Raw genomic sequence first — 26,400 nt, 5'->3', positions numbered from 1 at the left:
TCTCAGCATGCCTCGCCGAAGCGGGCATCAGAAGAGCTTTACGGTCAGACCCGCCGAACGATCAGCCCAATACTTCCCACTTGGCCGATTTCAGTACTCCTTGGGATTTCGGCGCTATCGCCCCGAATGCCCCGGCGGAGAGGTCAATGCACCGATCTCCGGAGTACGGACCCCGGTCCGTGATCCGCACGATGACCGACTTGCCGTTGGCCGGGTTGGTGATCCGGACCTTGGTGTTGAACGGCAGCGACTTGTGGGCCGCCGTCATCGCGTTGGCGTCGAACTTCTCCCCGTTGGCGGTCGTACCGCCGTCGAAACCGTCGCCGTCGCCGTAGTACGACATGGCGCAGGAGCCCGAGTTGGTCACGTTCGCCGGCGGGGCGGCCTTCGTGGTCTTCGGGGGCGCCGGCTTCGGCGAGAGCGAGGGGGTCGGCGACGCGCTCGGCGAGGGGCTGGGCGAGGCGGAGGGCGACAGCGACGGGGAGGGCGACGGCGACTCGGTCGGCCGCTTGTCCCGGTCGGCGCGGTCCGCGATCTCCCGGACGGAGGAGGTGTTCCGGGTGTCCGGGGCGGACGTCAGCTGGACGGTGGCGAAGCCCACGCCGGCCAGGATTCCGAGTACCGCCGTGCCGGTGACGATCTGTAGCCGACGCGACTGGAAGCGGTGAGACTTAGGGGTGGGTTCTTCTTCTACGGCTTGGTGGCCGGTCAAGAGGTGAACCTTTCCTAGACGACAGGACCTGGCGACCGTAGACACACAGTCACCAGTAGCTCAACTGGACGGACCCCAAATTGGTAACCTTGTCCGGTTAATTGGCTGGTCGGTCCGGGGGTGGGGTCGGCTGATCGGCCCAGCCTTTACTACCGTTAGTCGCGATTGGTGCACAATTTGCTACGTGCACTTCAGACACTTCGCGGCCGTCACCGGCATGCTGTTCGTCGTCCTGGCCTCCGACGCCGCGGTCGCCGACGGGGACCCGTGGGAGCCACTCGCCACATACCAGATCAATGTGGGTACGGCCGATGCGGACGGTGACGCGCTCGTCCTCCGCGACGCCAGCGGCCACGGCCACGACCTGTCCGCGCACACCTCCCGGGGCGGCGCGATCACCCTGATCCGCGACGGCGACCGCCCCCGGCTGCGCTTCCCCGCCCCCTGCGCCGACGCCGACCGGCACTGCCCGCACGCGATCCTCCAGGGCGGCGCCGCCGAGGACCTCAACCCCGGAGAGCGGCGGCTCAGGTTCGGCGCGACGCTGCGGATGTCCCCCGCCGAGACGACCGACGGCTCCAACATCCTCCAGAAGGGGTACTCGCTCCAGGGCAGTCAGTACAAGTTGCAGGTCGACGGGTTCGCCGGGCACCCGAGCTGCGTGTTCGTCGAGGACGGCCCGATCTGGATGGCGCTGTCCGACACCGGGGTCGCCGACGGCCGGTGGCACGACGTGGCCTGCGAACGCGACGGCGGGACGCTGACCGTCACGGTCGACGGCGCGCGGACCGGGCAGATCACCATCCCGGCGGACCTGAGCGTCGAGAACGACGAGCCGCTCCGGCTGGGCGGCAAGGACGCGGGGGCGAACAACGACCAGTTCTCGGGGGAACTGGCGGCGGCGTTCGTATCGGTGGCCGACTAGCGGGTCGACCAGGTGCGCCAGCTGCGGTACGAGCGGCTCGGGGTCGGGCCGCGCTGGCCCTGGTACCGCGAACCGTAGATCGCCGAGCCGTACGGGTGCTCCGACGGGCTGGACAGCTTGAAGATGCACAGCTGGCCGATCTTCATGCCCGGCCAGAGCTTGATCGGCAGGTTCGCCACGTTGGACAGTTCCAGCGTGACGTGGCCCGAGAAGCCCGGGTCGATGAACCCGGCCGTGGAGTGGGTCAGCAGCCCCAGCCGCCCGAGGCTCGACTTGCCCTCCAGCCGGCCGGCGAGGTCGTCGGGGAGGGTGACCGCCTCCAGGGTGCTGCCGAGGACGAACTCCCCCGGGTGCAGCACGAACGGCTTGCCGTCCTCGACCTCGACCAGTTCCGTCAGCTCGTCCTGCTGGATCGCCGGGTCGATGTGGGTGTACTTGTGGTTGTTGAACACCCGGAACAACCGGTCCAGCCGCACGTCGATGCTCGACGGCTGCACGAGGGCGGGCTCGAAGGGCTCCAGGCCGAGGCGGCCCGACTTGAGCTCGGACACCAGGTCACGGTCGGAGAGCAGCATAAGTCGAGGGTAGTCGGCCCGGTGACGTGCACGGCATGGGCCTTCCCGTGGATGGGACAGGTCATTCCCACTCATGGGAAACCAGCCTGCAGCAGGTCACAGACCCAGACGCCAGGTCACGCCGGGTACGAGCCTCCGGCGCGCCGATCCGCGCCAGGAATGGCATCGATGACCGGGTGTCCTGCGCACAAGTCGAACAGGTGTTCGATAGTATGTAGGCATGACCACGTGGTCCCAGTTCAACGCGTCCGATCCCGCGCTCGCCGCCTCGATCGCCGCCCTGCTGCATCAGTACGGGCCAGGAATGGCCTACCTCGCCACCGTCCGCCCCGACGGCGGCCCCCGCCTGCACCCCGTCTCCCCCGTCATCACCGACGAGGGCCTCTACTGCTTCGTCGTCGACTCCCCGAAACGCCGCGACCTGGAACGCGACGGCCGCTACGCCCTCCATTCGTACCCGTCGGAGGAGGTCGACGACGAGGCCTACCTGACCGGCGTGGCCGTCCCCGTGCTCGACGTGCCCCTGGTGCGCCGCCTGGCGTCCACGTACGACGCGGCACCGCACGGCAACTGGAAACTGTTCGAGTTCACGGTGGAGACGGCGATGCTCGCGACGTACCGGAGCCGGGGCGGCTGGCCCCCGGAGTACCGGACGTGGCGGGCCCTGGAGAGCGCGAAACTGGCGGATCGGGTACAGTAGCTGCGCTGGCGGGTGTAGCTCAATGGCAGAGTTTCTGCTTCCCAAGCAGACGGCGCGGGTTCGATTCCCGTCACCCGCTCCACGTGAAAGGCCCCGACCATTGGTCGGGGCCTCACTCGTTTGCCGGCCAGGTCCCGCCCGGAGCAACGTCACAGGCCCGGCCCCACCCGGCACCACCGACGAGGCCCCGCCCTGTCCTGCTCGGCCGACCAGGTCCAGCCCCGACCGACGCCCGGCCGGGGCGTACCCGGAAAAAAGCTATTCGGTGTTCTGCTTTGCGGAGGTCGGAGCCGATCCCGCGCTGACGGACTCCCGTAACGCGTGTCTGCCGGGCTTCGTGTTCAGGTCTTCGGACTCGGGGCCGTACGCCGAGTTGTCGGAGTCGGCGAGGTTCTCGCCGCCCGAGCCGATGTAGCTGTGCTTGCCCATCGTGACCTCCGCGGGTTCGGAACGGAATCTCCTAGAGAGTGCCAGAGCCAGCGACTCCAGGTAACCCCTAAGTTCCTTTGCGTGACAACATCCGACGAAAGTGGGAGCGGGTATTGACTTATTTGCCGAGGAGCTCTCGGGCCCATCGGGGCAGAACGCCCTTCTTGACCAGACCGGTACTGCGGACCTTCACCTCGCCCATCACGACGTTCAGGTGGATCCGGATCGTGGGGGTGCCCGGCAGCCGGGGCACGGGGGCCAGCTTGAGGCTGCGCTCGCCCATGATGACCGAGCCGTACAGCTCGACGTCGACGCCCTCCGGGACCGTGATGGTCAGCTCGCCCATGACACAGGTGCCCTTGATGTCCACGATGCCGTCGGACAGCGCCTCCTGGCTCAGGGCCACGTCGCACAGGTCGAGCTTCATCTCGCCCATCAGGACGAAGATCTTCAGGTACCGCGAGAGGTTCCACCGGCCGGACCGGTGGTTCTCGCCCATGATGGTGCGGATGTTGGTCTCCGCCAGGGACCGGGACTCCCCGACGATGGGCTGGCGCATGGCCACCACGCCGTCGAGGGCCTTCACCAGTTCCTCGTGCTCGTCGGCGGCCCAGACCGCGCCCACCCGGACGCTGAACTCCTCGAGACTGATCCGGCCCTCGCCGCAGGCTCGTTGCAGCGCCTCGGCTGCCGGTGCGCGTTCGAGATCAGTGATGCCCATGCCCGAAACGGTACGGTCGATGGCATGGTGACGTCAACGTGATGTCAGGATCCGGCCAGGCGGCGGGGCCGGAGCCGGGACCACCCGGATCCCGGCGACCTACGTGGCCGGGACCGCCCGGGTGCCCACGACCGCGTTCAGCACGTCGTCCAGCGTCACGATGCCCAGCGGCCGGCCGCTGTCGGCCACGAGCACGATGTGCCGGTGCTCGCGCCGCATGTGCAGCAACAGCTCGGCGAGCGTGACACCGGGGGTGACGGTCGGCAGCGGGCGCAGCAGCGGCGGGCTGGAGACGCCCAGCACGTCCTTGACGTGGAAGAACCCGCGCACCAGGCCGGCCTCGTCCACGACGGGGAACCGCGAGCGCCGGGTGCGGGTGGCGAGCGCCTCCACCTCGGCGGCCGTGATCGACGGCTCGACGGAGACGACCTGCGACCAGGTCCGCATCGCGTCGGCGGCGGTGCGCTGGCGCAGGGCGAGCGCGCCGGTGATCCGGGCGTGCTCCTCGGCGTCGAGCAGGCCCTCGGTCCGCGACTCGGCGACGAGCCCGGCCAGTTCCTCGGCGGTGTAGATCGTCTTGACCGCGTCGGCGGCCTCGATCCGCCAGATCCGCAGCACCTGCTTGGCCGCCCACTTCAGGGCCACCAGCAGCGGCTTGAGCGCCAGGCAGAACACCAGCATCGGCGGCCCGAGCCACAGCACGGCCTGCTCGGGGCCGGCGAGCGTGATGTTCTTCGGCACCATCTCGCCGAGCACCGTGTGCAGGAAGACCACGATCGCCAGAGCAAGGACGAAAGCTGTGGGGTGTACGGCGCCCGCCGGCATCCCCACCGCGTGGAACGGGGCCTCCAGCAGGTGCGCGAGGGCCGGTTCCGCGACGGCGCCCAGGCCGAGCGAACAGATCGTCACGCCGAGCTGGGCGCCCGCGATCATCAGCGGCAGCTGGCGCATGGCGGACAGGGCCCACCGGGCGACCCGGGACTTCTCGGCCATCGGTTCGAGCATGGTGCTGCGCGAGGCGATCAGGGCGAACTCGGCGGCGACGAAGAACGCGTTGCCCACCAGCAGGATGAGGGTCAGCAGCAGGTTCATGATTCCTCGTCGTCCTCGGAGACCGGCGGCTGCACCTTGACCTGCTCGATCCGGTGCTTGTCCATCTCGGTCACCGTGAACTCCCAGCCCTCGTACTCGACGCGTTCGCCGACGTCCGGCAGGTGGCCCAGTTGGGCGAGGAGGAAGCCGGCCAGGGTCTCGTACGGGCCGTCGGGGAGGGAGAAGCCGGTCTGCTCCTGGACCTCGTCCTCGCGGAGCACCCCGGACACCGTCTCGGTGACGGGGGCGGCCAGTTCGCGGCGGTCGTGTTCGTCGACGATCTCGCCGACCAGCTCCTCGACCAGGTCCTCGATAGTGACGACGCCGTCCGTGCCGCCGTACTCGTCGACGACGATCGCGAGGTCCGAGTCGCCGCGCCGCAGCTCGTCGAGGACGGAGTCGAGGTCGAGGGACTCGGGGACGAAGACGGGCTCGCGGGCCACGTTGCGGACCCGGACGAAGCCGCGGTGCGCGGGGTCGATGGCCAGCGCGTCGGCGATGGTGGCGACGCCGACGACCTGGTCGAGGGTGTCCACGTACACCGGGAAGCGGCTGCGGCCCGTCTCCCGTACCCGGCTGATCATGTCCGCGACGGTGGCGTCGGCGGGCAGCGCCACGACGTCGACCCGGGGGGTCATCGCCTCGGCGGCCCGCTTGTCCCCGAACCGGATCGTCCGGCGCAGCAGCGCGGCGGTCTCGGCGTCCATCGCGCCGGCCTTGGCCGACATGGCCACCAGCAGGCCCAGCTCCTCGGGCGAGCGGGCGCTGGCCAGCTCCTCCTGGGGCTCGATGCCCATCCGGCGGACCAGCCAGTTCGCGGAGCCGTTCAGGATCTTGATCAGCCAGCCGAACGCGGTGGAGAACCGGCGCTGCCAGGGCGCGGTGGCCCGGGCGATCGGCATCGGCCTGGCCAGCGCGGCGTTCTTCGGCACCAGTTCGCCGAACAGCATGGAGAACAGGGTCGCGATGCCCAGCGCGATGCCCGTCGCGACCCCGTCGTTGCTGATCACCGGGTCGATCAGGTGCGTGATCGCGGGCTTGGACAGGTATCCGCTCAACAGCGCGGTCAGCGTGATGCCGAGCTGCGCGCCGGAAAGCTGGAAGGACAGGGTCCGCAGCGCCTTCTGCACGGTCCTGGACTTGCGGTCGCCGGAGGCCGCTTGTTGCTCGATGGCCGCCCGGTCAACCGTGACCAGGGAGAACTCGGCCGCAACAAAGAACGCGCACCCCGCCGTAAGCAACACGAAAGCGGCTAACGGCAGTAGATCACCCACTGAAAAATCACCCCTCGGAGGATGATCCTACCGGGCTCGTCATCCGGTGACCTTGAAGTCCTTCCGCGCGACCTCCGTGGCCGTCTGACCGTCGATCCGGAACAGCCGCAGGATGTGGTCCCCGGCCGGCAGCACCCCGTCGATCGAGCCCGACTTGAGGCAGCCGGACAGGTCAGTGAGGCCCGTGATGGGCGGCACGGCGGAGTCGGTCTTCGTGACGGTCACCTTCTGGGCCGCGTCGAGGGTGAGCTCGGCGGCCCCGACGGTGAGCGCGTACGTGCCCTCGGGGCCGGTGGCCGCCCAGTACACCTTCGCGCCCGTGGCCATCCGGTCGCCGAGGGTCGTCAGGGACGGCTTGGCGCAGTCGGCGGCCGGCTTCCACGTGTTGCTCTTGCGCGGGGTCAGGAACATCGCCCCGACCAGCACGACGAAGACGCCGAGGAAGATGGCGTACTTGGGTCGTTTCAGGTATTTGGGGATCATGATGTCTTGATCGACCTGAGCAGCACCGTTGCCACGTCCACGACCTCCACCGAATCGGGGGCGTCGCCGGAGGCCTTCTTTCCGGTCACGCCGTCGCCGAGCATAGTGAAGCAGAAGGGGCAGCCGACAGCGATGGTCTGCGCCCCGGTGGTCAGGGCCTCCTCGACGCGTTCGATGTTGATCCGCTTGCCGATGGTCTCTTCCATGTACATCCGCGCGCCGCCGGCGCCGCAGCAGAAGGACCGCTCGGTGTTGCGGGGCATCTCGGTGACCGTGCCGGCGCCGAGCGCGGCGCCCAGTACCTCCCGGGGCGGGCTGTAGATCTTGTTGTGCCGGCCCAGGTAGCACGGGTCGTGGTAGGTCAGGCCGCCCTCGATCGGCACGACCGGCTTGAGCTTGCCGGTGGACACGAGGTGGCTGAGCAGCTCGGTGTGGTGCACGACCTCGAACCGGCCGCCGAACTCCGGGTACTCGTTGCCGATGGTGTTGAAGCAGTGCGGGCAGGTGGCGACGATCTTCTTGACCCCGGCCTCGTTCAGCGTCTCGACGTTCTGCTGGGCGAGCATCTGGAACAGGAACTCGTTGCCGATCCGGCGGGCCGGGTCACCCGTGCAGCCCTCGCCGTTGCCGAGGATCGCGTAGGACACGCCGGCCTCGTGCAGCAGCGTGGCGACGGCCCGGGTGGTCTTCTTGGCCTTGTCCTCCAGGGCGCCGGCGCAACCGACCCAGAACAGGTACTCGAACTCGGTCTCGCCGTCGACCCGGGGCACCTCGAAGTCGAGGCCCTTCGTCCAGTCCTCCCGCGAGTTGGGGTTCGCGCCCCACGGGTTGCCCTTGCTCTCCAGGTTCTTGAGCATGACGCCGGCCTCGCTGGGGAAGCTGGACTCGATCATCACCTGGTACCGGCGCATGTCGACGATGTGGTCCACGTGCTCGATGTCGACGGGGCACTGCTCGACGCACGCGCCGCACGTGGTGCACGACCACAGCACGTCGGGGTCGATGATGCCACCCTCCTCCTCGGTGCCGACCAGCGGACGGCCGGCCTCCTTGAGCGAGGCGGCGAGGCCGAGGGCGTCGATCTTCGAGTGGTCGTCGGGGCTGCCGGCCAGGAGGTAGGGCGCCTTGGCGTACGCGTGGTCGCGCAGCGAGGTGATCAGCAGCTTCGGGGACAGCGGCTTACCGGTGTTCCACGCCGGACACTGCGACTGGCAGCGCCCGCACTCGGTGCACGTACTGAAGTCGAGCAGGCCCTTCCAGCTGAACTCCTCGATCTTGGAGACGCCGAACAGGTCCTTGTCCGGGTCGGCCTCCTCGAAGTCGAGCGGCTTGCCGTCGGACATGACGGGCTTGAGCGCGCCGAGGGCGGTGCGCCCGTCGGCCTCCCGCTTGAAGAAGATGTTGAAGAAGGCGGCGAACCGGTGCCAGGCGACGCCCATCGTGAGCTTCTGGGAGATCACGATGAAGAACAGCCAGGAAATGATGATCTTGATCAGGGCGACGATGGTGACCGCCGTCAGGGCACCCTTGGCGGGCAGCAGCGCGCCGATGCCGTGCGAGATCGGGGCGGACCACACCGGGTACTCGAAGTGGCCGGCCGCGTCCTTGAAGCCCCGGATCAGGAAGATGCACACGCCGATCGCGGTGATGGTGAACTCGACGTAGTAGGCCTGGCCCATCGCCGACCCGCGGAACCGGGACTGCGGCCGGCGCCGGTGCACCTGGCGGATCACGATCAGGGTCACGATGCTGACGAGGAGCGCCGCCGCGATGAACTCGATGAACAGCCCGTAGGGCGCCCAGCCGCCGATCAGCGGCAGCTCGAACTCGGGGTCCACGACCTCGCCGAACGCCTCGGCCAGGGTGAGCGCCAGGGTGCCGAAGCCGATGAACACGAACCAGTGCGCGATGCCGACCGTGGTCCACTTCAGCATCCGGGTGTGCCCGAGGGTCTCCTTCAGCATGTTCACGAGGCGCTGGGCGAGCGGCTTCGACCGTGTCGGGTCGGGCTGACCGAGTTTGATGATCTTCACCATCGACCCGACAGACCGGGCAAACAGCGCGATTGCCACCACGGTCACCAGGACCGCCACGACCGTGGCCACGATCTGCGTGACTCCCATGTGCTGCTCACCCTCCGCGCGACTTATTACCCGCGAGTAATATTAGCCATCCCGGAGTCACCGTACCCGTCTGCGGGCTGCAAATTCCTGCGGACGCCCCGGGCGGCCACCGTCACCCCCGCTGACCTGGGCCGTTGACCAACACGTGGATCAATTCTCCCGTACGGTGCTGCCGGCTGCCGCCGAGTCCGGCATCCGCAGCATCGTCCTCACCATGCACATGCCTGTCTTCCGGCGCTGCATCGACCACGACGACACGGTTTTCCTCGTCACCGGGTGCCAGCGGCCGGAGGTGTCCCTGACCAGGGAGTACCTGCTGCTGCTGACCCGTCAGCGGCTCGTCGTCACCCGCCAGTCCCGCCTGACCGGAAAGGTCCAGCTGCACCTGGACACCCCGCTGTCGGACCTCGACGACGTGGTCTGGCGGACCAACGAACGGCAGTCGGCGGTCGAGTTCGCGGCCACGACGGGCGACACGCGGCACCGGTTCTTCATCAACCGGGGTCGCTCCCGACAGCTCTGGCGAGTGAATGCCCAGTTCAGCGGTCTCTTCGCTCCGGTGCCAATTACGGTTTAACCCGACTCGCACAGTGGCGTTACAGGATCTGGCTTCTGATCAGGCACGATGTGCCAATGGGTACCGACACGCCTGGAAAAGGACTCGTGCTCGTCGTCGACGACGAGCGACCGATCGCTGACCTGGTGCGGTTGTACCTGACCCGGGAAGGCTTCGGAGTCCACACCGAGTACGACGGCGAGTCCGCCCTGGCTGCGGCCCGCCGGATGCGCCCGATCGCGATCGTTCTCGACATCGGCCTGCCCGGCATCGACGGCCTGGAGATCTGCCGCCGCCTGCGCGAGGAGGGCGACTGGACCCCGGTCCTGTTCCTCACCGCGCGCGACGACGAGGTCGACAGGGTGGTCGGTCTCGAGCTGGGCGGCGACGACTACATCACCAAACCGTTCAGCCCCCGGGAGCTGGTGGCCCGGATCCGTACCGTGCTGCGCCGCACCGAGGGTCCGCCGAGCGCCGACAAGATTCGCCAGGTCGGCGGGGTGCGGCTCGACAACGAACAGCGCCGGGTCTACTCGGCGGGCGTCGAGATCGCGCTGACCCCGACCGAGTTCGAGTTGCTGGCCCGGCTGATGAGCCGGCCCGGCCGGGTGTTCAGCCGGGAGGAGCTGCTGGCCTCCGTATGGGGGTACGCGGCACTGGCCGGCACCCGCACCGTCGACGTCCACGTCGCCCAGGTCCGCGGCAAGCTCGGTGACGCGAGCCCGATCCGCACGGTCCGGGGGGTGGGTTACTCGGTCGAGGGTGGCGCGGAGAGCACCGAGCCGTGACACTCCGCAGTTCCGGACTGACCGCGCGGGCGATGCTCGTCACCTGCACGGTCGCCATCATCGCCGTGGTGGTCACGGCACTGGTGGCGCTCCCGCTCGGCCTGCGGGCCGCGCAGAGTGAGGCCCGGGGCAAGCTGGAGTCGAAGACCGAGATCGCCACGGCGATGTTGGGTACGGCGCCGGGACAGCAGCAGCAGCTGAACATCGTGCGGCGGTTGCGGGCGAGCCGGATCGACATCGTGCTGGTGCTCGACGGCAAGCCCGACCGGCCCGGCCTGCCGATCGACGTGATCCGCGACGTGAGCATCGGCAAGACCGTCGACTGCAAGATCGTCCTGTTCCAGGGTCGCCGGGTGATCGCCGACGGCCGGCCGCTGAACACCCCCGGCGACGCCATCGTCCTGTTGGAGCCGGCGATCTCCACCACGTCCAACGCGGTGTGGGGCCGGCTGTGGCTCGCCCTCGGCGCGGGCCTGCTCGCCGGGCTGGTCGCCGGGTTCATGCTGGCCCGGCGGCAGGCGAAACCGATCCGGGACGCGGCGGCCGCCGCCCGGCGGATGTCCGCGGGCGACCGGACCGTCCGACTACCGGTGGAACCGCCCGACGAGGTCGCCGACCTGGCCCGGGCGCTCAACGACCTCGCCGCCGCGCTGGCGACCAGCGAGGGCCGGCAACGCGACTTCCTGATGTCGGTCTCCCACGAGCTCAGAACCCCGTTGACCACCATCCGGGGGTACGCGGAAGCGCTCTCCGACGGCGTGATCTCCGACGACGGCACCTTCGGCGCGGGCCGCACGATCCTCGCCGAGGCCGACCGGCTCGACCGGCTGGTGTCCGACCTGCTGTCCCTGGCCCGGTTGGAGGCCGCCGACTTCCCGGTGGAGCTGGTGGCCGTCGAGCTGGGTTCGCTGGTCCAGGCGACGGCGGAGGCGTGGCGGCCCCGGTGCCTGGAGGTCGGCCTGGACCTGCGGACGGAGCTGCCCTCGGAGCCGGTGCTCGTGAACACCGACCCGGGCCGGCTGCGCCAGGTGGTGGACATCCTGGTGTCCAACGCGGTGCGGGCGTTGCCGACGGGCGCGCCGCTGGTGCTGTCCGCGCGGTACGACGTGCTGGAGGTGCGCGACGGCGGCCCGGGGCTCGCGGACGAGGACCTGGCGGTGGCGTTCCACCAGGGGGTGCTGCACGAGAAGTACCGGGATGTGCGGCCGGTGGGGTCCGGGCTCGGGTTGGCGTTGGCCGCGCGGCTGATCAGCCGGATGGGCGCGAAGATCGAAGCGGGCCACGCCCCGGAGGGCGGAGCCCGCTTCACGATCCGGTTCTAGGTCGGCCGAGCCGCTGGAGACCCTGGCGCCTCAGGAGACCGGGGGCCTCAGTAGACCCGGGAGCCGATGAAGTCGTTGTAGTTGTAGCCCGCCGGGTTCGGGAAGTTCCGGGACTCGAAGGACCACTTCTGATGGGTACCGCCGTTGCAGGCCGCCAGGCGCGCCCACGAGCCGTCGGCCGCCCCGTCGAACGCCACGCACAGGTCCGTCCGGCTGGCCGGGTGGATGCCGTTCGTGTCGAGGGTCCACTTCTGGTTCGCGCCGAGGTGGCAGTCCCACAGCACGAGCTTCGTACCGACCCCGAGGGTGCCGCCGGCCGCGTCGACGCACCGGTCGTGGTTCAGCTCGACGTGCAGCGCCTTGGTGGCCGAGTCGTACCAGAAGCCCTGGTTGCGGCCGCCGTGGCAGGGCCAGGCCAGGAGTTGGGTGTCGTAGCGGGAGTTGTAGCCCTCGGCGTCGAGGCACTGGCCGCCGACCCGCAGCTGCCTGAACTCGAACAGCCCCGGGAAGATCGCGCCGTGGTTGGTGTTGCCCGGGTCCACACAGGTCGCGGTCTGGAGGCCGGAGTTGTAGAAGGCGCTCATGCACTCGGCGAACGCGCCGTGCCCGGCGGCGTTGGGGTGCGCGGACTGCCGGGCGGCGTTCTCGTCGAAGATGTTGCCGTTCTCGATGTAGATGCCCCGGGCCCAGGTGGTCTCGGTGCACACCTCGTGGCCGTGGAACAGCCGGCTGGCGTCGAGGTACATGACGCCGGTGTTCTGGGCGGCCCTGCGCTCGGCGGACTCGAAGATCGGCACGGCCTTGTTGCGCCCGAACGCGGCGTCGGCGAGGTAGATGGTGCAGCCGCCGGAGTACCAGCCGGGGAAGTTGGGGTTGTCCTCGACGTCGGGACTGATCGGACTCGGGTACCCCATCAGGGAGATCTTGTAGTCGCTGGCCAGGTAGCCGGCGTTGGTCATGGTCTGCTTGATGTCGTTGACCGCCCACTCGACCTGCTGCCGGGTGTGCTCGGCCCGGGCCTTCCACGCGTCGGTGTACGTCGGCCAGCACACGCCCTGGAAGAAGATCCGCCGCTTGGCGCAGTCGGTGGCGACCGGCCCGAACTCGATGTTGCCCGACCCGTTGGCCCCGACGACCACCCAGATCAGCTTGAGCTTCGTGTTGCGGGCCTTGATCGCGAGGTTCTCGCCCTGGTTGAGCTCCTGCCACTGGTGGGTGCCGCCGTAGACCAGGTCGGAGGGCTGGCCGCCCGAGCAGGCCACGTTGTAGCGCACGTCGACCGGGATGGTCAGCCGCCAGACGGCCTGGTCCCTGGACCGGTCGCACCAGTTGCCGTCCTGGTGGGTACCGGGCTCGTAGTTGCCCGCGCCCTCGCCGGAGATCTCGCTGTCGCCCATGGTGATCACGCCGGTCTTGCGCGCGTCGATGGGCTTGATGGCCGGGTTTCCGTACAGGCCGGTGGCCTCGGTGGCGCGCTGTGCCTCGAGATTCGCGGGGAGGGGTTGGATGTCCGGGCGGGTGTCCACTGCGGCCTGACCGGGTGCGGCGAGTGCCGCGGCGGCCAGGAAGCCGACTGCGGTCGCAGCCAGGCGGGGCATGAGGCGCATCGACGAACTCCTCTCGATACGTGCGTGTTACCGCACGGTAATGCCCGAGGGGACGAATGTGAATACTTCTCAATATCGATGGCATGCGATGCGTTGATAACCCGCGAAAACCCTTATCCGGTACGAAAGATGAGTCGCACTCGACAAGTGTCCACCTCGTCCGTAAGCTGGTGGGCAGAGACGCCGTACCGCCTTCTTCCCCCGTGGAAGGCGGTACGGCGTCCCTTCTTTCAGCTCGGCTCGTGCGACCAGCTCTGCGAGCCCGTGACCCCCCACTGGTAGATCCGCGCCTCCTGGCCGGCGGCGGTCCGCACCGTCACCTCCACGGTCGACTCCCGCGGGCCGGCCTTGATGCCGACGATGTCGGTCACGCCGCCCTTGCCCGTGGCTGCCACCGGGTTCTCCAGGATCACGCCGAACTCGTCGCCCGGCCCGGTCGTGCCGACCCGCACGTCGTAGACCCGCTTCTGGGTGGCCCCGTCCGGCGCCCGGCTCGTGACCAGGGCGAGGGCGTGCTCACCGCCCTGCGGGCCGGCGATGACGAAGCCCTCGATCGTGAACTCGTAGACGGCCACCCGCGTGGGATCGGTCATGAAGGCCGTCTGGACCGTGTCCGAGCCGCGTCCGTCCACGAAGTTCACGATGGCCAGCCGGCAGCCGGTGCAACCGAAGTCCGTCACCTGGACCGGCTGCTGGCGCAGGTCGAGACCCCGGAGGGTCGACGGGACCACGGGGAAGCTCGTCGGACCGGCGACCTGCTTGAACGCCGTCCCCTCGTACCGGTAGGACCGGGTCTGCTTCCGGGTGTACCAGCCGTTCGTGCGGTACGCGCCCATCACCTCGACACTCACCACCCGGTCGGCGACCTTCACCGACACCTCGCGGTAGGCGTAGATCTCGCCCGGCTTCGGGGCGATCACCCAGCCGAGGGTGCGCACGGTGCCGTCCGGCAACGGCTTCAACGCCAGCAACTGCTGGGGGTGGAAGGAACCCGGCCCCGAGCACGTCAGGTGCATCAGGATCTCGTCGCCCGGCTGCCCGTCCAGGTCGGCGCGCACGAGGGGATACTCCGTGTCCTGGGAGTAGGTGCTCTCGTAGCCCTCGTGCTGGCCGAAGACCACCTTGCCGTTCGCGAACGTGTACGTGCCCGCGGCGCAGAACTTCGTGATGTTCTCGCCACCGGGCCACCCGGGCACGGCGATCCTCGCGTTGGGCAGGTCGGGCGCCTTCTGGTCGAGGGACGCCGACGGGCTCGGGACGGGCGTCGGCTCGGCGGTCACCGGGGCCGTCGTGCCCGGTACCCCCGGAGGTGGGCCGTGCGGGTCGCCCTGGAGGGTCGCGTACGCCGCCACGGGCACGGCCATCACGGTCAGCGCGAGCACCCCGAGGGCGATGTTGCGCACCTTGCGCTGGTGGCGCACCGTCGACCGCACCGCGTCCGTACCCGCCGGGGACACGTCGTGCATGCTCTCCGCCCGGAACGCGGCGAACGCGCCGTGCAGCTTGGTCTCCTGCTCGAAGTCCGACATCTAGTTCTCCTGCTCTGAGAGTTGGGCGGCCAGGGCGGTCCGGCCCCGGTGCAGCCACGATTTGACGGTGCCCTCGGCCGCGCCCAGGACGGTGGCGATCTCGGTGATCGGCATGTCCGCCAGGTAGTGCAGGACGACGGCGCCCCGCTGCTTCTCCGGCAGGGTGGCCAGGGCAGCGGCCAGGGCGACCCGGTCCGGACTGGGCGCGGAGACGTGCTGCTCGCGGTGCTTGCGGAGGAAGTTCGCGGCGGTCCGGGCCCGGCGCCAGCGGCTCGTCGCCAGGTTCCAGGCGACCTTGCGGACCCAGGCGACCGGGTCGTCGTAGGTGGAGATCTGCTTCCACCGGCTGTACGCCCGGCAGAACGCCTCCTGCACGAGTTCCTGCGCCTGACCCATGTCGCCCGCGTAGGCGTACAACTGGACGGTCAGGTTGTGGAAGTGAGCCGCGTACAGCTCCTCGAAATCGCCTGTCCCCACCTCGGTGGGCGGCGCCGCTCGTACCATCATCTTCTCGCGTTCTCCCCGGTCAGGTCCTCGTGACGGCAGCAACACGTCCCACCCGGGAGCAAGGTTGCAGTCGACTACGGTGAGCCCATGGACGACATCGACCGGCGGATCGTAACCGCGCTCAGCGAGGATGCGCGGCAGTCGTATGCGGATATCGGCGTACTTGTCGCCCTGTCCGCGCCCGCCGTGAAGCGCCGGGTCGACCGGCTGCGGGCCACCGGCGTGATCAAGGGGTTCACGGCGATCGTCGACCCGGCGGCGCTGGGCTGGACCACCGAGTCGTTCGTGGAGCTGTTCTGCACGGGACGGACCACGCCCGCACAGCTCGCGGCGGCCGTGCGCCGGCACCCGGAGGTCGTCGAGGCCTACACGGTCTCCGGGGAGGCCGACGCGCTCGTGCACATCCGGGCGGCGGACATCGCGCACCTGGAGCAGGTGTTGGAACGGCTGCGGGGGGAGCCGTTCGTCACGTCCTCGCGGTCGATGATCGTGCTGACGAGGCTGGTGGACTCGGTGTAGCGGGCGGCGGCGGAGCCGCCGCGTCCCGGGCGGAGCCCGGGACCGGGCCGGAACGGCCCGACCGCCGGGGTGCGCGCGCCGTTACAGGTACATCCCCGTGCGCTCCTCGCCCGTCGGCTTGTGCACCACGTCGCCCTCGCCGAAGAACCGCTTGCCGCCGAACTCGCCGTGCAGCCGGTCGTCCAGCTCGTCGGCCAGGCCCATCATCACCTGCACGGCCAGCATGAGGTGCGTGGGCTGGAAGTCGCGGCCGAACACCGGGACGGACGCCCAGACGGTCTTGTCCGTGCAGTACAGCCGGCCGATGGGCATCCGGCGGGTCAACTGGGCCAGGCGCTCGTACAGCTTCGCGTCGGGGGCGACCTCGGTGAGGATCGGCGAGTACACGTCCACGACGGCCGGGTTCTCGTGCACCTTGACGAAGACCATGGCGGAACCGGCGCGGACCCCGATCTCGCCCTCGTCGTCCACCTCCAGCTTGTCCGGCTCGGTCTTGAGCAGGGCCGCCACCACGGTGCGCACCTTGTCGGCCAGCGGCAGCGCGGACGCCACCTCCATGGCCTGGGACAGCACGGCGTCCTGGCCGGCCGTCTCGACCTCCGGCAGGGTCGGCGCGGGCCGGGCGGTGGCCAGGGTCGCCGGGCCGGCCGGGGCGGCCTCGATCGCCTCGTTCAGCGGGCGGACCGTGTAGGTGAGGAAGGCGGGGTGCGGCGCGCCGTACACGTCGCGCATGGTGCGGCTGAGTAGGGCGGCGAGCTGCGGGCCCTCCTCGGCGGTCGCGTGCAGGCCGAAGTTGCCCTCCGAACCGTCCACGACGCCCGGGGGCGACCAGCCCAGTTCGATCATGTGGCCGACGGCGGTGCGGTCCAGCCGGTACCCCTCGGGGAGGTTGGCGTTTCCGACGGCGTAGCCGGCCATCTGCTTGTCGGCGCCGATGATGACGTTGATCTCGTAGATCGCCTCCCCGGTGCCGGAGGCCGTCGGGTCCAGGGTGAGGTCCAGTCGCACGTCCGGGGGCAGGGTCGGCAGCGCTCGGGCCAGGGCCCGGGTGAAGTCCTGCCACGCTGCGGTGACCTTCGACTTGAGGTCCACGGTGTCGACATCGTCGTAGAGCATGGGCCCTACCCTAACGACTAGTCTCGGGGTCATGGCCAAGAAAGCTCCCCGGGATGATGTTGGCGACCGTGACCTGCGCGTCAGCGAGCCGAAACGGGTAGCCGCCGGAATACCCGGCGTGGTCGCCAGCCTGCGGGCGGCGGTCGGCGAGATGGGTGTCCGGCGCAGCGCGCTGACCCTGCTCAAGGTCAACCAGAAGTCCGGTTTCGACTGCCCCGGCTGCGCGTGGCCGGAGACCGCCGGGCACCGCACGCCCTTCGAGTTCTGCGAGAACGGGGCGAAGGCCGTCGCCGAGGAGGCGACCCTGCGCCGGGTGACCCCCGAGTTCTTCGCCACACATCCCGTCGCCGAGCTGGCCGAGAAGTCCGACTACTGGCTCGGGCAGCAGGGCCGGCTGACCCACCCGGTGGTCCTGCGCCCCGGCGACACCCACTACCGGCCGATCTCCTGGCCGGACGCGTTCGCGCTGACCGCGTCGACGCTGCGCGGCCTGGACACCCCGGACGCCGCCGCCTTCTACACCTCGGGCCGGACCAGCAACGAGGCCGCGTTCCTTTACCAGCTGTTCGCGCGGGCCTTCGGCACGAACAACCTGCCCGACTGCTCGAACATGTGCCACGAGTCCTCGGGCACCGCGCTGAACGCCACCATCGGGATCGGCAAGGGCTCGGTGACCCTGGAGGACATCCAGCGGTCCTCGCTGATCGTGGTCGTCGGCCAGAACCCGGGCACCAACCACCCCCGGATGCTCACCGCGCTGGAGCACGCCAAGCGGAACGGCGCGAAGATCATCGCGGTGAACCCGCTGCCCGAGGCGGGGCTGCTGGCGTTCAAGAACCCGCAGAAGGCCTCCGGGGTGGTGGGCTCGGGGACGACGCTGGCCGACCAGTACCTCCAGATCCGGGTCGGCGGGGACCTCGCGTTGTTCCAGGCGCTCGGCACGCTGCTCCTGCCGCACGCCGACCGGGAGTTCATCGCCGCGCACACCACGGGCTTCGACAGCTACGCCGCGCACGTCAGCGAGGTCGACTGGGCCGTCACCGAGGAGGCCACCGGGCTGACCCGGGCCGAGATCGAGGAGACGGCGGCCCTGTTCGCGGCCAGCGACGCGACGATCGTGTGCTGGGCGATGGGCCTCACCCAGCACCGGGACGCGGTGGCCACCATCCAGGAGGTCGTCAACGTCCAGCTGCTGCGCGGCATGATCGGCAAGCCGGGCGCCGGCCTGTGCCCGGTCCGGGGCCACTCGAACGTGCAGGGCGACCGGACGATGGGCGTGTGGGAGCGGGTGCCCGCCTGGGGTCCGGCACTCGGCGCGGAATTCGGTTTCCGGGTACCGGCGGCGACCGGCCACGACACCGTCGAGACCATCCGGGCCATGCGCGACGGCCAGGTCAGGGTGTTCGTGGGCATGGGCGGCAACTTCGCGGCGGCCACCCCCGACACGGCCGCCACCGAGGCCGCGCTGCGGACCTGCGAGCTGACCGTGCAGATCTCCACGAAGCTCAACCGGTCGCACACGGTCACCGGTGCGACGGCACTGATCCTGCCCTGCCTGGGGCGCACCGAGGCCGACCCGGCCGGGTTCGTCACCGTCGAGGACTCGATGAGCTGCGTGCACGCCTCCCGGGGGTCACTGCCGCCCGCCTCGCCGACCCTGCTGTCCGAGGTGGCGATCGTCAGCCGGCTCGGGGCCGCGACCCTGGACGACACGATCCCGTGGGAGTCGTTCGAGCACGACTACGCGGCGGTGCGGGCCCGGATCGCGCGGGTCGTGCCCGGCTTCGCGGACTTCGAGAACCGGCTCGACGGGGCCGGGTTCACCCTGCCGCACCCGCCGCGCGACTCGCGGTCGTTCGACACGCCGGACGGGCGGGCCCGGTTCACCGTCAGCCCGTTGACCTCGATCGACGTGCCCGAGGGGCGGCTGCTGATGCAGACGTTGCGCAGCCACGACCAGTACAACACCACGATCTACGGGCTCGATGACCGGTACCGGGGGATCAAGGCCGGCCGCCGGGTCGTGTTCGCGCACGCCGAGGACCTGGCCGAACGGGGGCTCGCCGACGGGTCCATGGTGGACATCATCAGCGAGTGGCCGGACGGCGAGCGGCGGGCGGAGGGCTTCCGGGCCGTGGCCTATCCGACGGCGCGCGGCTGCGTCGCGACCTACTTCCCCGAGGCGAACGTGCTGGTCCCGTTGGACTCGGTGGCCGTGGGCTCGAACACGCCGACATCGAAGTCCGTGATCGTCCGACTGGAGCCCGCCGGCTAGTCGGTCAGCAGGTGGTCGGCGGCTCCGCGCCTGGCCGGGCGGCGGCCCGACCAGGGCCGGCTACGATCGGCCGGTCAGCACGTGTGCCCCTAGCCCTGTCACCCGCAGTTAGGCTAGCCTGGCCTTCCGTCGACCCCAGGAAGGGCTGTGAGGTGACGACCACGCGGCAACCGGAGAGCCTCGCCTCCCTGCTCGGCGGCCGGGGCGGCGCGATCGACGCCACCATGCCCCCCGTCGCGTTCGGGGCCGGCTGGCTGCTCGGCGGGCAGTCCATCTGGATCGGGGCCGCCGCCGCGCTCGTCGTCTCCGTACTCATCGGCGGCTGGCGACTCCGGCAGGGCGCCAAGCCCCGCGCGGTACTCGTCGGCGCCCTCGCGGTGTGCGTCTCCGCCCTCGTCGCGCTGTACACGGGCCGGGCCTCGGACTTCTTCCTGATCCAGATCTTCACCAACGCCGCCAGCGCGCTCGGCTGGACGGTCAGCATCGTGGTGCGCTGGCCGTTCCTGGGGCTGATCGTCGGCGCGGTGCTCGGGCAGAAGACGAAATGGCGACGCGACCCGGCCCTGCTCCGGGCGTACTCGCGGGCGAGCTGGGTCTGGGTCGCGCAGTACCTGATCAGGCTCGCGGTCTTCGTGCCGCTCTGGGCCGCCAACCAGGTCGTCGCGCTGACCACCGCCCGGGTCGCGCTGACCTGGCCCCTGGTCGCGGCATGCCTGGCCGTGAGCTGGTGGGTACTGCGCCGCTCGCTCCCCGCCGACCATCCCGGGCTACGACTGGAGAAGGACCATGACGAACCCGTTCAGCCCTGACGTGGTGGCCGCCGTCGCGCGGCACATGAACGACGACCACGCCGCGGATTCCGTGCTGATCGTGCGGGCGTTCGGTGGGGTGCCTGCCGCCGTCGCGGTGCGGATGACGGGGCTCGACGGGGACGGGATGGATTTCGAGGTGACCTCGGGGTCGGGGCCTGAGGCGGTGGCCGAGTCTGGGCCTGGGGCTGCGGCTGGGCCTGGGGCGGCGGCTGGGCCTGGGGCGGCGGTGCCGGCTGGGCCGGCGGGCGCGGCTGGTCCGGTGATCGAGCCTGGGACGGTGGGCGCGCCTGGTCCTGCGGTCGTGCGGGTGCCCTGGTCGCGGGCCCTCACCGAGCGGGCGGAGATCCGGGCCGAGGTGACCCGGATGTACCACGAGGCCCGGGAGAAGCTCGACCTTCCGGACGTTCGGGACGCGGCACACTCGTAGCCCCATCTTTCCGACTAGACGTAGGGATTTTGCCTACATCTTGTCGGCAAATCCTTGACACGGGCTGAGCGGGCACCCAACACTTAGGGCACCCTCACCTGCAAGGAGCCCGCCATGTTCTCCGCCGATCTGCGCGCCGCCACCTGGTCCGAGCACCAGAACGCCGAGAGCACGGCCTACCTGGACGCCCTGATGCGCGGCCAGCTCACCCTGGGCCAGTACGGCGACATGGTCGCCCAGCACTACTTCGCCTACGTGGTACTCGAAGAGGCCGCCCGCGCGATGCGCACCGACCCGGTCGGCGCCCCGTTCGCGGTACCCGAACTGGACCGGGTGCCCGCCCTCGAAGCCGACCTGAACTACCTCTACGGCGCGACCTGGGCCGAGCGGATCACTCCGAACGCGGCCACCGTCCGGTACTGCGCCCGCCTCCGCGAGGTGTGCTTCGACTGGCCGGGCGGGTTCGTGGCCCACCACTACACCCGCTACCTCGGCGACCTGTCCGGCGGCCAGTTCATCCGCAAGTCCGTCGCCCGGATCTACGGCCTCACCGACCACGGCGTCGCGTTCTACGACTTCCCCGAGCTGGGCGACCTCCAGGCGTTCAAGGCGCGCTACCGGGAGGCGCTGGACTCCGCGCCCTGGTCGGCCGAGGAGCAGGGCCGGATCGTGGCGGAGACCCTGGTCGCGTACCAGCTGAACACCGAGGTGTTGGCCGACCTCGGGTCGGGGCTCGGTTCGGCGCGCGCCGCATAGCTCCCGCAGCTCAGGCCGGCGCAGCGCGGGCCCGCGGCGTGGGTCTGAGCTGCGGGTTGGACCCGGTTCGGGTCGCCGCGATCCGGCTTCGGCTCGCGTCGCCGTGGTCTCAGGAGGCGCGCAGCCGGCGTTCCGCCTCGGCCAGCTGCTCCGGCGTGTCGCAGTCGAACCACGGCTCGGCCGGGTCGGTCAGTTCCGCGACCCGCAGCCCGGCGACCAGCTTCCGCAACGGCATCCCGTCCGGGTCGGCGGTCGCCAGGCGGTCCCGGAGGGCCTCGACGCGCCACAGGCCGCAGAGGAGTTGCCGTCGGCCGTCGCCGTCGACGTACAACGCGCCGTCGTGATCCGGGAGGGCTCCGGCGAGCGCGTCCAGGGCCCCGGTGGTCAGGAGTGGCAGGTCCGCCGCGAGCAGCGCGACCGCCCCGACCCCGGGGCCCGCCGGGGGGTTTGGCCCTCGATCGTTCCCCGGGATGTGGGGCCCGGTGGCGGCCACTCCCAGCATCCGCAGACCAGCCGCGAGCGCCGCGACCGGGCCGCCCTGCTGCTCCGGCCCGACCACGACGACCTGGGTGGCGTGCGCGCAGGCCGCTGTCACCCGGTCGAGCAGCGACACCCCGGCCACGGTGACAGCCGGCTTGTCCCGACCCCCCAGCCGCCGGGCCGACCCACCAGCCAGAATGACCGCCGCATACGTGGTGCGCATGGGTATCAGTAAACATGCTCCTCGACGCCTCAGGACCTCCAGCCGAAGGCGGTGGCCACGGCGTAGCTGAGCAGGGAGACGACGAACACGGCCACGGCGAGCAGGCACGCGCCCTCGACGGCGGCCTCCGCCCGGTCCCGGGAAGGCGACCGGTGCCGGGGCAACCCAAGGATCGGTAGTTCGCGGGTCGGGCCGGTCACGGGAGGTCCACCGTCTGGCAGACGTATTCCACGAACATCGCCAAGGACGAAGGGCTTTCGAAGTCATGGGGTACGAACACGTGGGTCACCATGAGCCGGTCGACGGCAGCGCGGGTGATGACTGACCGTGTTGGGGTGGCGAAGGTGGACTTCGATGGTCGTAGGCTGGTTTCTGCCGGGAGTCCGACGAGCGGAGGCCGTCATGGATCAGGTCCGCACCGTGGCCGACAACATCAAGGCCCTGCGCAAGAGTGCCGGGATGACGCAGCGCCGACTGGCCGAACGGGCGAACGTGTCGGTGAGCCTGTTGTCCAAGGTGGAGGCGGATGACCGGCCGGCGAGCCACGCGTTCGTCGCGGCTGTGGCACGCGCGCTGCGGGTACCCATCGAAAGGGTCTACGGCCAGCCCTACGGCGAGTTCGACTCCTCCGCCTCGGTGGACGCGCTCCGGGTCGCCCTGCGGGGCTATGACCTGCCGGCGGAGACAGGCACGGTTCCCCGGCCGTGGGAGGAGTTGGCAGCCGAGGTGCGCGAGATCGCCGAGCTTCGCCGGAACGGGCGCTACGCGAAACTCGCGGCCAGACTTCCCGCGATCATCGAGGATCTCACCGTCGCGGTGCACGAGGCCGACAGCGCCCGGCGGGTACGGGCCTTCCGGCTCCTGGTCAGCGTCTACTACGCCTCGCACGGCCTGGCCTACCGGCTGGGCTACGCCGATCTCGCCGAGAGCATCGAGCACAAGTTGATCTGGGCGGCCGGGCAGTCCGGTGATCCGCTGGCCGCCGGGCTCGCCCAGTGGACGCGGGTCACCACGTTCCAGTCGGCGGGCGACTATGGCCGGGGTCTCCGCATTCTCGACGCGGCGCGCGGCCAACTCACCGACGAGCTGTCGGGCAGCGACCAGGCCGCCGTGACCGTCTACGGCAGCATGCACCTGCGCGCGGTCACCCTCGCCTCCCGGGCGGGGGACGCCACGACGACGCGGGCGCATCTCGACGCGGCCTACGAGCTGCTCCGACGCGCGCCTTCCGACGCGGTGCACTACCACCTGACCTACGGGCCGGCGAATGTCCGCATTCACGACGTCGCCGCCAGCGTCGAGCTGGGCGAGCCCGAACAGGCGGTGGAACGTGGCCGGGGGTTCGAGCCGCCGCGCGGGATGCCTGCCACGCGGGCGGGTCACCACTACATCGACCTCGCCCACGCCCATGTCCTGTTGGAGGACCGGGCCGGAACCCTGGCCGCGCTGGAGTCCGCCCGGCGTCTGGCGCCCGAGCAGACGCGGTATCACCCGATGGTCCGGGAGACGACCAGGGCGCTCATCGGCCTTCACCGCAGGGCGAACCCGGAGCTGACCCGGTTCACCACGTGGCTGGGGCTGGCGGGCTGAGTACCCATCAAGGCTTTGAACTGGGTTTTTGGCGGCTCGGATAGGCTTCGGGGATGGGTAGGGTGACGGATCGGCGGCCGGTGGTCCGCTTCGACGGTGACAACGCGAGCCGGCGACCGGACACCCTGAGCGTCGAGGAACCCCTGGAGCTGCGGGTCAACGGCTCCCCGCTGGCCGTCACGATGCGCACGCCGGGCGACGACGTGGATCTCGCGCACGGGTTCCTGCTCACCGAGGGCGTGATCACGGGGCCCGGCGACATCCTGCTGGCCAAACATTGCACGGACACGAACCTGAACGTCCTGGAGGTCACGCTCCGGCCCGACCTGCCGCCCCCGGCGACGGACCCGACCCGGCATTTCTACACGTCCAGCTCGTGCGGGACCTGCGGAAAGGCCAGTATCGACGCGGTGCGGGTGGCTTCGGCGTTCTCCGTCGAGGCTGACCCGCTGACGATCGAACCCCGACTGTTGTACGGGTTCCCCGATGCTCTCCGCGAGCGCCAGAAGGCCTTCGCGCGGACCGGGGGGCTGCACGCGGCGGGGCTGTTCACGGCGGATGGGGAGCTGGTGTGCGTCCGGGAGGATGTGGGCCGGCACAACGCGGTGGACAAGGTGCTGGGGTGGGCGGTGCGGTCCGGGCGGGTGCCGTTGCGGGGGCACATCCTGATGGTCAGTGGGCGGGCCAGTTTCGAGTTGACGCAGAAGGCGGCGCTGGCCGGGGTGCCGATGTTGGCGGCGGTGTCCGCGCCGAGCACGCTGGCCGTGGATCTGGCCGGTGAGCTGGGGTTGACGCTGGTCGGGTTCCTGCGCGGCGAGACGATGAACGTGTACGCGGGGGCGCACCGGCTCGTGGTTGTGGACAACTAGGCGCTGGTCCGCGCCATCGGGTCGCGTTGTCCACAGGAACAAAATAGACAAACCTCTTTTTTGGGTACTGTCGCGGCATGCCGAATATCCGGGTCAGCCAACCCGCCGAGCTCCTGGCCGCCGTGCCGTACGTGCTCGGTTTCCATCCCACCGACAGCCTCGTGGTCGTCGGTGTCCGGGCCAGAAGGCTGCACTTCGCGGTCCGGGTGGACCTCGCCGAGTGCGCCGACGAGCCGGAACACGCCGCCCTGCACCTCGCCGAGGTCCTGCACGACCAGCGGGTCGACGCGGCCGTGGTGATCGGTTACGGGGCGCCGGCCCAGGTCACCCCCGTGGTCGACGCGGCCCGGCGCGCGCTGGCCGGCCGGGGCATCCCGATCGTCGACGCGCTCCGGGTGACCGGGGACCGCTACTTCTCGTACGTCTGCGAGAACGGCGACTGCTGCCCACCCGGCGGCCGGGCGTACGACCCGGGCAGCACCGTGGTCGCCGCCGAGGCCACGCTCGCCGGCAAGGTCGCCCTGCCCGACCGGTCGGCGTTCGCGCAGGTCATCGCACCGGTGTCGGGGGCGGCCCGGGAGGCGATGGAGGAGGCGACCGACCGCGCGGAGTCCCGGTTCGTCGCGGCGCTGGAGGGGCCGGGCGGGCAGGCGGCGTTGGCGGCCGAGGGGCCGGCGTTCGTGGAGGCGGCCCTCAGCCGGCACTACGCGGGCGGCACGCTCACCGATGACGAGGCCGCGTGGTTGTGCGCGTTGCTGCTGCTCCTGCCCGTGCGGGACGCCGCCGCGCACCTGGTCGAGCACCGGCCGGACGACCCACACCTGCCCCTGTGGACGGATCTGACCCGCCGCGCCCAGCCCGGCCTGGTCGCGCCGGTGGCCACCTTATTGGCGTACTCGGCGTACCTGGACGGGCAGGGCGCGCTCGCCAGCCTCGCGTTGGAACGCGCCCGGGCCGACGATCCGGAGTATCCGCTGGCCGGGTTGCTGCACCAGGCCATGGTCGCGGGGATTCCGGCCCGTCGACTGCGCGGCCGGCGCCCCGGTCCCGGCCACCGTCGCCGGTCGAAGCCGCGCCGTTCGATGCCCCGCGCCCAACCGGGCTGACCGGCGCCGCCCTGCGGTCGAGCGGCCCGGTCTGTCGTCGGCGCGCCGAGGTCGCTTTGCCTGGCCCCGGATTGTGGGCGAACACGTTCGTTCCGGTCGGGCGGTGGCGGGGGTCAGGTGGCTGTGGTCTCCAGGATCACCTTGGCCACCAGGGTCGGGTCGTCGTGCATCGGCAGGTGACCGCAGCCGGGGAGCCGGACGTGCCGGGCGTCGGGGAGCAGCATCTCGGCGCGCTCCGCCTGACGGGGCAACAGGATCCGGTCCTTCGTGCCCCACGCGACGGTGACGGGCGCGGTCGGCTTCCCGGTGTAGCGGTACCCCCGGCTCGCCCACGCCACCGGGTTGAAGCCCCGGCCGCCGCGCAGTCCGCGCAGGTCGTCGTAGGGCACCAGGGGGTCGAGCAGTTCGGGGCGGCCGTAGAGCATCCCGCAGCTGATCCGGCGCAGCTTCGGCGTCTTCAGGAAGGGGGTGACCACCGGCCGGGGCAGGAAGCCGAGCGCCCGGTGGGTGAGCAGGACACTCAGCGCGTACCCCTTCTCGGAGGTGGTCCAGAAGCCGGCCGGGGCGATCGCCGTGGCACTCGCTACGTGGTCGCCGGCCGCCAGCTCCAGGGCCAGCGCCCCGCCGAGGGAGTTGCCGGCGACGTGCGGCCTGGTCAGCCCCAGCCCGGCGAAGAACGTGGTCAGCGCGGAGATGAGCTGCGGCATGCCGTAGACGGGCAGCCGGGGCGAACTTCCGAAGCCCGGCAGATCCACCGCGATGACGTCGTGCACCTCGGCCAACCGGTCGATCACCGGCTCCCAGGCCTGCCACCGGTGACCGATGCCATGCAGCAGAACCAACGGGCTGCCGCTCCCGCGCCGCTCATAGACAATCGTCATGTT

General features: G+C 70.4%; 29 protein-coding genes and 1 tRNA gene. 15 read left to right on the top strand and 15 right to left on the bottom strand.

All coding sequences use genetic code 11. From position 1 onward, the window contains the following. Positions 1–61: 61 nt before the first annotated feature. A complete protein-coding gene (locus AB0M43_RS30320) occupies positions 62–343 on the bottom strand; it encodes a septal ring lytic transglycosylase RlpA family protein (protein WP_363729193.1) in 282 nt (93 codons plus the stop codon). On the opposite strand from AB0M43_RS30320, the gene AB0M43_RS30315 reads away from it, so the two are divergent. Next, on the top strand, positions 342–668 hold the full coding sequence (locus tag AB0M43_RS30315; protein ID WP_363729192.1) for a hypothetical protein: 327 nt from the start codon (positions 342–344) through the stop codon (positions 666–668). The genes AB0M43_RS30320 and AB0M43_RS30315 overlap by 2 nt on opposite strands. A 228-nt stretch (positions 669–896) precedes the next feature. Then, positions 897–1,637, top strand: a complete 741-nt coding sequence (locus tag AB0M43_RS30310) for a laminin G domain-containing protein (protein WP_363729191.1) — start codon at positions 897–899, stop codon at positions 1,635–1,637. Here AB0M43_RS30310 and dcd read toward each other — a convergent pair. Next, positions 1,634–2,212, bottom strand: a complete 579-nt coding sequence (gene dcd, locus AB0M43_RS30305; protein ID WP_363729190.1) for a dCTP deaminase — start codon at positions 2,210–2,212, stop codon at positions 1,634–1,636. The two genes, AB0M43_RS30310 and dcd, sit on opposite strands and share 4 nt — an antisense overlap. Positions 2,213–2,432: 220 nt before the next feature. Here dcd and AB0M43_RS30300 point away from each other — a divergent pair, with 220 nt between their 5' ends. Together AB0M43_RS30300 and AB0M43_RS30295 are read left to right on the top strand one after the other, a co-directional pair. After that, positions 2,433–2,912 carry a hypothetical protein gene (locus tag AB0M43_RS30300; protein ID WP_363729189.1) on the top strand — a complete coding sequence of 160 codons (480 nt, stop codon included), beginning with the start codon at positions 2,433–2,435 and terminating at the stop codon, positions 2,910–2,912. A gap of 8 nt (positions 2,913–2,920) precedes the next feature. Next, a tRNA-Gly gene (locus tag AB0M43_RS30295) sits at positions 2,921–2,994 on the top strand. Positions 2,995–3,170: 176 nt separating this feature from the next. On the opposite strand, the gene AB0M43_RS30290 is transcribed toward AB0M43_RS30295, so the two are convergent. From AB0M43_RS30290 to AB0M43_RS30265, 6 genes are all read right to left on the bottom strand, one after another. Then, complete coding sequence (locus AB0M43_RS30290) at positions 3,171–3,341, bottom strand: hypothetical protein (protein ID WP_363729188.1); 171 nt, start codon at positions 3,339–3,341, stop codon at positions 3,171–3,173. Positions 3,342–3,459: 118 nt separating this feature from the next. Beyond that, entirely contained in the window at positions 3,460–4,062 is a 603-nt protein-coding gene (locus AB0M43_RS30285; protein ID WP_363729187.1) for a DUF1707 domain-containing protein, read from the bottom strand. A 99-nt stretch (positions 4,063–4,161) separates the two neighbouring features. Further along, positions 4,162–5,157 (bottom strand): hemolysin family protein, encoded by a 996-nt coding sequence (locus AB0M43_RS30280; RefSeq protein WP_363729318.1) that lies wholly within the window; start codon positions 5,155–5,157, stop codon positions 4,162–4,164. Beyond that, complete coding sequence (locus AB0M43_RS30275) at positions 5,151–6,398, bottom strand: hemolysin family protein (protein WP_363729186.1); 1,248 nt, start codon at positions 6,396–6,398, stop codon at positions 5,151–5,153. Before AB0M43_RS30275 ends, AB0M43_RS30280 begins: the two co-directional genes overlap by 7 nt. A 69-nt stretch (positions 6,399–6,467) precedes the next feature. After that, positions 6,468–6,911, bottom strand: a complete 444-nt coding sequence (locus AB0M43_RS30270; RefSeq protein ID WP_363729185.1) for a hypothetical protein — start codon at positions 6,909–6,911, stop codon at positions 6,468–6,470. Then, on the bottom strand, positions 6,908–9,034 hold the full coding sequence (locus AB0M43_RS30265) for a (Fe-S)-binding protein (RefSeq protein WP_363729184.1): 2,127 nt from the start codon (positions 9,032–9,034) through the stop codon (positions 6,908–6,910). The genes AB0M43_RS30270 and AB0M43_RS30265 overlap by 4 nt, the downstream gene beginning before the upstream one ends. 145 nt (positions 9,035–9,179) lie before the next feature. On the opposite strand from AB0M43_RS30265, the gene AB0M43_RS30260 reads away from it, so the two are divergent. The 3 genes from AB0M43_RS30260 to AB0M43_RS30250 are packed head-to-tail and all read left to right on the top strand — an operon-like array spanning position 9,180 to position 11,700. Beyond that, positions 9,180–9,611 (top strand): hypothetical protein, encoded by a 432-nt coding sequence (locus AB0M43_RS30260; RefSeq protein WP_363729183.1) that lies wholly within the window; start codon positions 9,180–9,182, stop codon positions 9,609–9,611. 56 nt (positions 9,612–9,667) lie between these two features. Next, on the top strand, positions 9,668–10,378 hold the full coding sequence (locus AB0M43_RS30255) for a response regulator transcription factor (protein WP_363729182.1): 711 nt from the start codon (positions 9,668–9,670) through the stop codon (positions 10,376–10,378). Next, a complete protein-coding gene (locus AB0M43_RS30250) occupies positions 10,375–11,700 on the top strand; it encodes a HAMP domain-containing sensor histidine kinase (protein ID WP_363729181.1) in 1,326 nt (441 codons plus the stop codon). The genes AB0M43_RS30255 and AB0M43_RS30250 overlap by 4 nt, the downstream gene beginning before the upstream one ends. Before the next feature lie 47 nt (positions 11,701–11,747). On the opposite strand, the gene AB0M43_RS30245 is transcribed toward AB0M43_RS30250, so the two are convergent. From AB0M43_RS30245 to AB0M43_RS30235, 3 genes are all read right to left on the bottom strand, one after another. Next, positions 11,748–13,307: a ricin-type beta-trefoil lectin domain protein gene (locus AB0M43_RS30245; RefSeq protein ID WP_363729180.1), complete on the bottom strand. Its 1,560-nt coding sequence runs from the start codon at positions 13,305–13,307 to the stop codon at positions 11,748–11,750. 230 nt (positions 13,308–13,537) lie between these two features. Next, on the bottom strand, positions 13,538–14,836 hold the full coding sequence (locus AB0M43_RS30240) for a hypothetical protein (protein ID WP_363729179.1): 1,299 nt from the start codon (positions 14,834–14,836) through the stop codon (positions 13,538–13,540). Beyond that, positions 14,837–15,343, bottom strand: coding sequence for a SigE family RNA polymerase sigma factor (locus AB0M43_RS30235; protein WP_363729178.1), 507 nt, complete (start codon positions 15,341–15,343; stop codon positions 14,837–14,839). An 87-nt stretch (positions 15,344–15,430) separates the two neighbouring features. Between AB0M43_RS30235 and AB0M43_RS30230 the strand changes: the two genes are divergently transcribed. Next, positions 15,431–15,862, top strand: coding sequence for an Lrp/AsnC family transcriptional regulator (locus tag AB0M43_RS30230; RefSeq protein ID WP_363729177.1), 432 nt, complete (start codon positions 15,431–15,433; stop codon positions 15,860–15,862). Positions 15,863–15,943: 81 nt separating this feature from the next. Here the strand turns inward: AB0M43_RS30230 and AB0M43_RS30225 are convergent, their stop codons facing one another. Further along, positions 15,944–16,978, bottom strand: a complete 1,035-nt coding sequence (locus AB0M43_RS30225; RefSeq protein WP_363729176.1) for a hypothetical protein — start codon at positions 16,976–16,978, stop codon at positions 15,944–15,946. Between the two features lie 31 nt (positions 16,979–17,009). Between AB0M43_RS30225 and AB0M43_RS30220 the strand changes: the two genes are divergently transcribed. The 4 genes from AB0M43_RS30220 (at position 17,010) to AB0M43_RS30205 (ending at position 21,248) form a co-directional block, all read left to right on the top strand. After that, the gene (locus tag AB0M43_RS30220) at positions 17,010–19,253 is read left to right on the top strand and encodes an FdhF/YdeP family oxidoreductase (protein WP_363729175.1); all 2,244 of its coding nucleotides are present in this window, start codon (positions 17,010–17,012) and stop codon (positions 19,251–19,253) included. 152 nt (positions 19,254–19,405) lie between these two features. Beyond that, on the top strand, positions 19,406–20,062 hold the full coding sequence (locus AB0M43_RS30215) for a DUF3159 domain-containing protein (RefSeq protein ID WP_363729174.1): 657 nt from the start codon (positions 19,406–19,408) through the stop codon (positions 20,060–20,062). Continuing rightward, complete coding sequence (locus AB0M43_RS30210) at positions 20,040–20,492, top strand: DUF2470 domain-containing protein (RefSeq protein ID WP_363729173.1); 453 nt, start codon at positions 20,040–20,042, stop codon at positions 20,490–20,492. The genes AB0M43_RS30215 and AB0M43_RS30210 overlap by 23 nt, the downstream gene beginning before the upstream one ends. Before the next feature lie 114 nt (positions 20,493–20,606). Next, the gene (locus AB0M43_RS30205; RefSeq protein WP_363729172.1) at positions 20,607–21,248 is read left to right on the top strand and encodes a biliverdin-producing heme oxygenase; all 642 of its coding nucleotides are present in this window, start codon (positions 20,607–20,609) and stop codon (positions 21,246–21,248) included. 109 nt (positions 21,249–21,357) lie between these two features. Here the strand turns inward: AB0M43_RS30205 and AB0M43_RS30200 are convergent, their stop codons facing one another. Together AB0M43_RS30200 and AB0M43_RS30195 are read right to left on the bottom strand one after the other, a co-directional pair. Further along, positions 21,358–21,951: an NTP transferase domain-containing protein gene (locus AB0M43_RS30200; protein WP_363729171.1), complete on the bottom strand. Its 594-nt coding sequence runs from the start codon at positions 21,949–21,951 to the stop codon at positions 21,358–21,360. Positions 21,952–21,980: 29 nt separating this feature from the next. Further along, positions 21,981–22,151, bottom strand: a complete 171-nt coding sequence (locus AB0M43_RS30195; RefSeq protein WP_363729170.1) for a hypothetical protein — start codon at positions 22,149–22,151, stop codon at positions 21,981–21,983. Positions 22,152–22,353: 202 nt separating this feature from the next. Here AB0M43_RS30195 and AB0M43_RS30190 point away from each other — a divergent pair, with 202 nt between their 5' ends. The 3 genes from AB0M43_RS30190 (at position 22,354) to AB0M43_RS30180 (ending at position 25,516) form a co-directional block, all read left to right on the top strand. Further along, positions 22,354–23,541: a helix-turn-helix domain-containing protein gene (locus tag AB0M43_RS30190; protein ID WP_363729169.1), complete on the top strand. Its 1,188-nt coding sequence runs from the start codon at positions 22,354–22,356 to the stop codon at positions 23,539–23,541. Between the two features lie 53 nt (positions 23,542–23,594). After that, entirely contained in the window at positions 23,595–24,410 is an 816-nt protein-coding gene (fdhD, locus tag AB0M43_RS30185; RefSeq protein WP_363729168.1) for a formate dehydrogenase accessory sulfurtransferase FdhD, read from the top strand. Positions 24,411–24,487: 77 nt separating this feature from the next. After that, entirely contained in the window at positions 24,488–25,516 is a 1,029-nt protein-coding gene (locus AB0M43_RS30180) for a DUF4192 domain-containing protein (protein WP_363729167.1), read from the top strand. 113 nt (positions 25,517–25,629) lie between these two features. Here AB0M43_RS30180 and AB0M43_RS30175 read toward each other — a convergent pair whose 3' ends face one another. Further along, positions 25,630–26,397, bottom strand: coding sequence for an alpha/beta fold hydrolase (locus AB0M43_RS30175; RefSeq protein WP_363729166.1), 768 nt, complete (start codon positions 26,395–26,397; stop codon positions 25,630–25,632). Positions 26,398–26,400: the final 3 nt, after the last annotated feature.

Origin of the sequence: Longispora sp. NPDC051575, from assembly GCF_040681875.1 — a bacterium.
Lineage (GTDB): Bacteria > Actinomycetota > Actinomycetes > Mycobacteriales > Micromonosporaceae > Longispora.
Note: the sequence above shows the minus strand (reverse complement) of the source record. Positions and strands in the feature narration are given on the sequence as shown.

Excerpts from the sequence above, each read along its gene's own strand:
- AB0M43_RS30315 (WP_363729192.1), top strand. The coding sequence starts at position 342 with ATGGCGCAGGAGCCCGAGTTGGTCACGTTCGCCGGCGGGGCGGCCTTC.
- AB0M43_RS30320 (WP_363729193.1), bottom strand. The coding sequence starts at position 343 with ATGTCGTACTACGGCGACGGCGACGGTTTCGACGGCGGTACGACCGCC.
- dcd (WP_363729190.1), bottom strand. The coding sequence starts at position 2,212 with ATGCTGCTCTCCGACCGTGACCTGGTGTCCGAGCTCAAGTCGGGCCGC.
- AB0M43_RS30300 (WP_363729189.1), top strand. The coding sequence starts at position 2,433 with ATGACCACGTGGTCCCAGTTCAACGCGTCCGATCCCGCGCTCGCCGCC.
- AB0M43_RS30290 (WP_363729188.1), bottom strand. The coding sequence starts at position 3,341 with ATGGGCAAGCACAGCTACATCGGCTCGGGCGGCGAGAACCTCGCCGAC.
- AB0M43_RS30285 (WP_363729187.1), bottom strand. The coding sequence starts at position 4,062 with ATGGGCATCACTGATCTCGAACGCGCACCGGCAGCCGAGGCGCTGCAA.
- AB0M43_RS30270 (WP_363729185.1), bottom strand. The coding sequence starts at position 6,911 with ATGATCCCCAAATACCTGAAACGACCCAAGTACGCCATCTTCCTCGGC.
- AB0M43_RS30265 (WP_363729184.1), bottom strand. The coding sequence starts at position 9,034 with ATGGGAGTCACGCAGATCGTGGCCACGGTCGTGGCGGTCCTGGTGACC.
- AB0M43_RS30255 (WP_363729182.1), top strand. The coding sequence starts at position 9,668 with ATGGGTACCGACACGCCTGGAAAAGGACTCGTGCTCGTCGTCGACGAC.
- AB0M43_RS30245 (WP_363729180.1), bottom strand. The coding sequence starts at position 13,307 with ATGCGCCTCATGCCCCGCCTGGCTGCGACCGCAGTCGGCTTCCTGGCC.
- AB0M43_RS30240 (WP_363729179.1), bottom strand. The coding sequence starts at position 14,836 with ATGTCGGACTTCGAGCAGGAGACCAAGCTGCACGGCGCGTTCGCCGCG.
- AB0M43_RS30235 (WP_363729178.1), bottom strand. The coding sequence starts at position 15,343 with ATGATGGTACGAGCGGCGCCGCCCACCGAGGTGGGGACAGGCGATTTC.
- AB0M43_RS30230 (WP_363729177.1), top strand. The coding sequence starts at position 15,431 with ATGGACGACATCGACCGGCGGATCGTAACCGCGCTCAGCGAGGATGCG.
- AB0M43_RS30225 (WP_363729176.1), bottom strand. The coding sequence starts at position 16,978 with ATGCTCTACGACGATGTCGACACCGTGGACCTCAAGTCGAAGGTCACC.
- AB0M43_RS30220 (WP_363729175.1), top strand. The coding sequence starts at position 17,010 with ATGGCCAAGAAAGCTCCCCGGGATGATGTTGGCGACCGTGACCTGCGC.
- AB0M43_RS30210 (WP_363729173.1), top strand. The coding sequence starts at position 20,040 with ATGACGAACCCGTTCAGCCCTGACGTGGTGGCCGCCGTCGCGCGGCAC.
- AB0M43_RS30205 (WP_363729172.1), top strand. The coding sequence starts at position 20,607 with ATGTTCTCCGCCGATCTGCGCGCCGCCACCTGGTCCGAGCACCAGAAC.
- AB0M43_RS30200 (WP_363729171.1), bottom strand. The coding sequence starts at position 21,951 with ATGCGCACCACGTATGCGGCGGTCATTCTGGCTGGTGGGTCGGCCCGG.
- AB0M43_RS30190 (WP_363729169.1), top strand. The coding sequence starts at position 22,354 with ATGGATCAGGTCCGCACCGTGGCCGACAACATCAAGGCCCTGCGCAAG.
- fdhD (WP_363729168.1), top strand. The coding sequence starts at position 23,595 with ATGGGTAGGGTGACGGATCGGCGGCCGGTGGTCCGCTTCGACGGTGAC.
- AB0M43_RS30180 (WP_363729167.1), top strand. The coding sequence starts at position 24,488 with ATGCCGAATATCCGGGTCAGCCAACCCGCCGAGCTCCTGGCCGCCGTG.
- AB0M43_RS30175 (WP_363729166.1), bottom strand. The coding sequence starts at position 26,397 with ATGACGATTGTCTATGAGCGGCGCGGGAGCGGCAGCCCGTTGGTTCTG.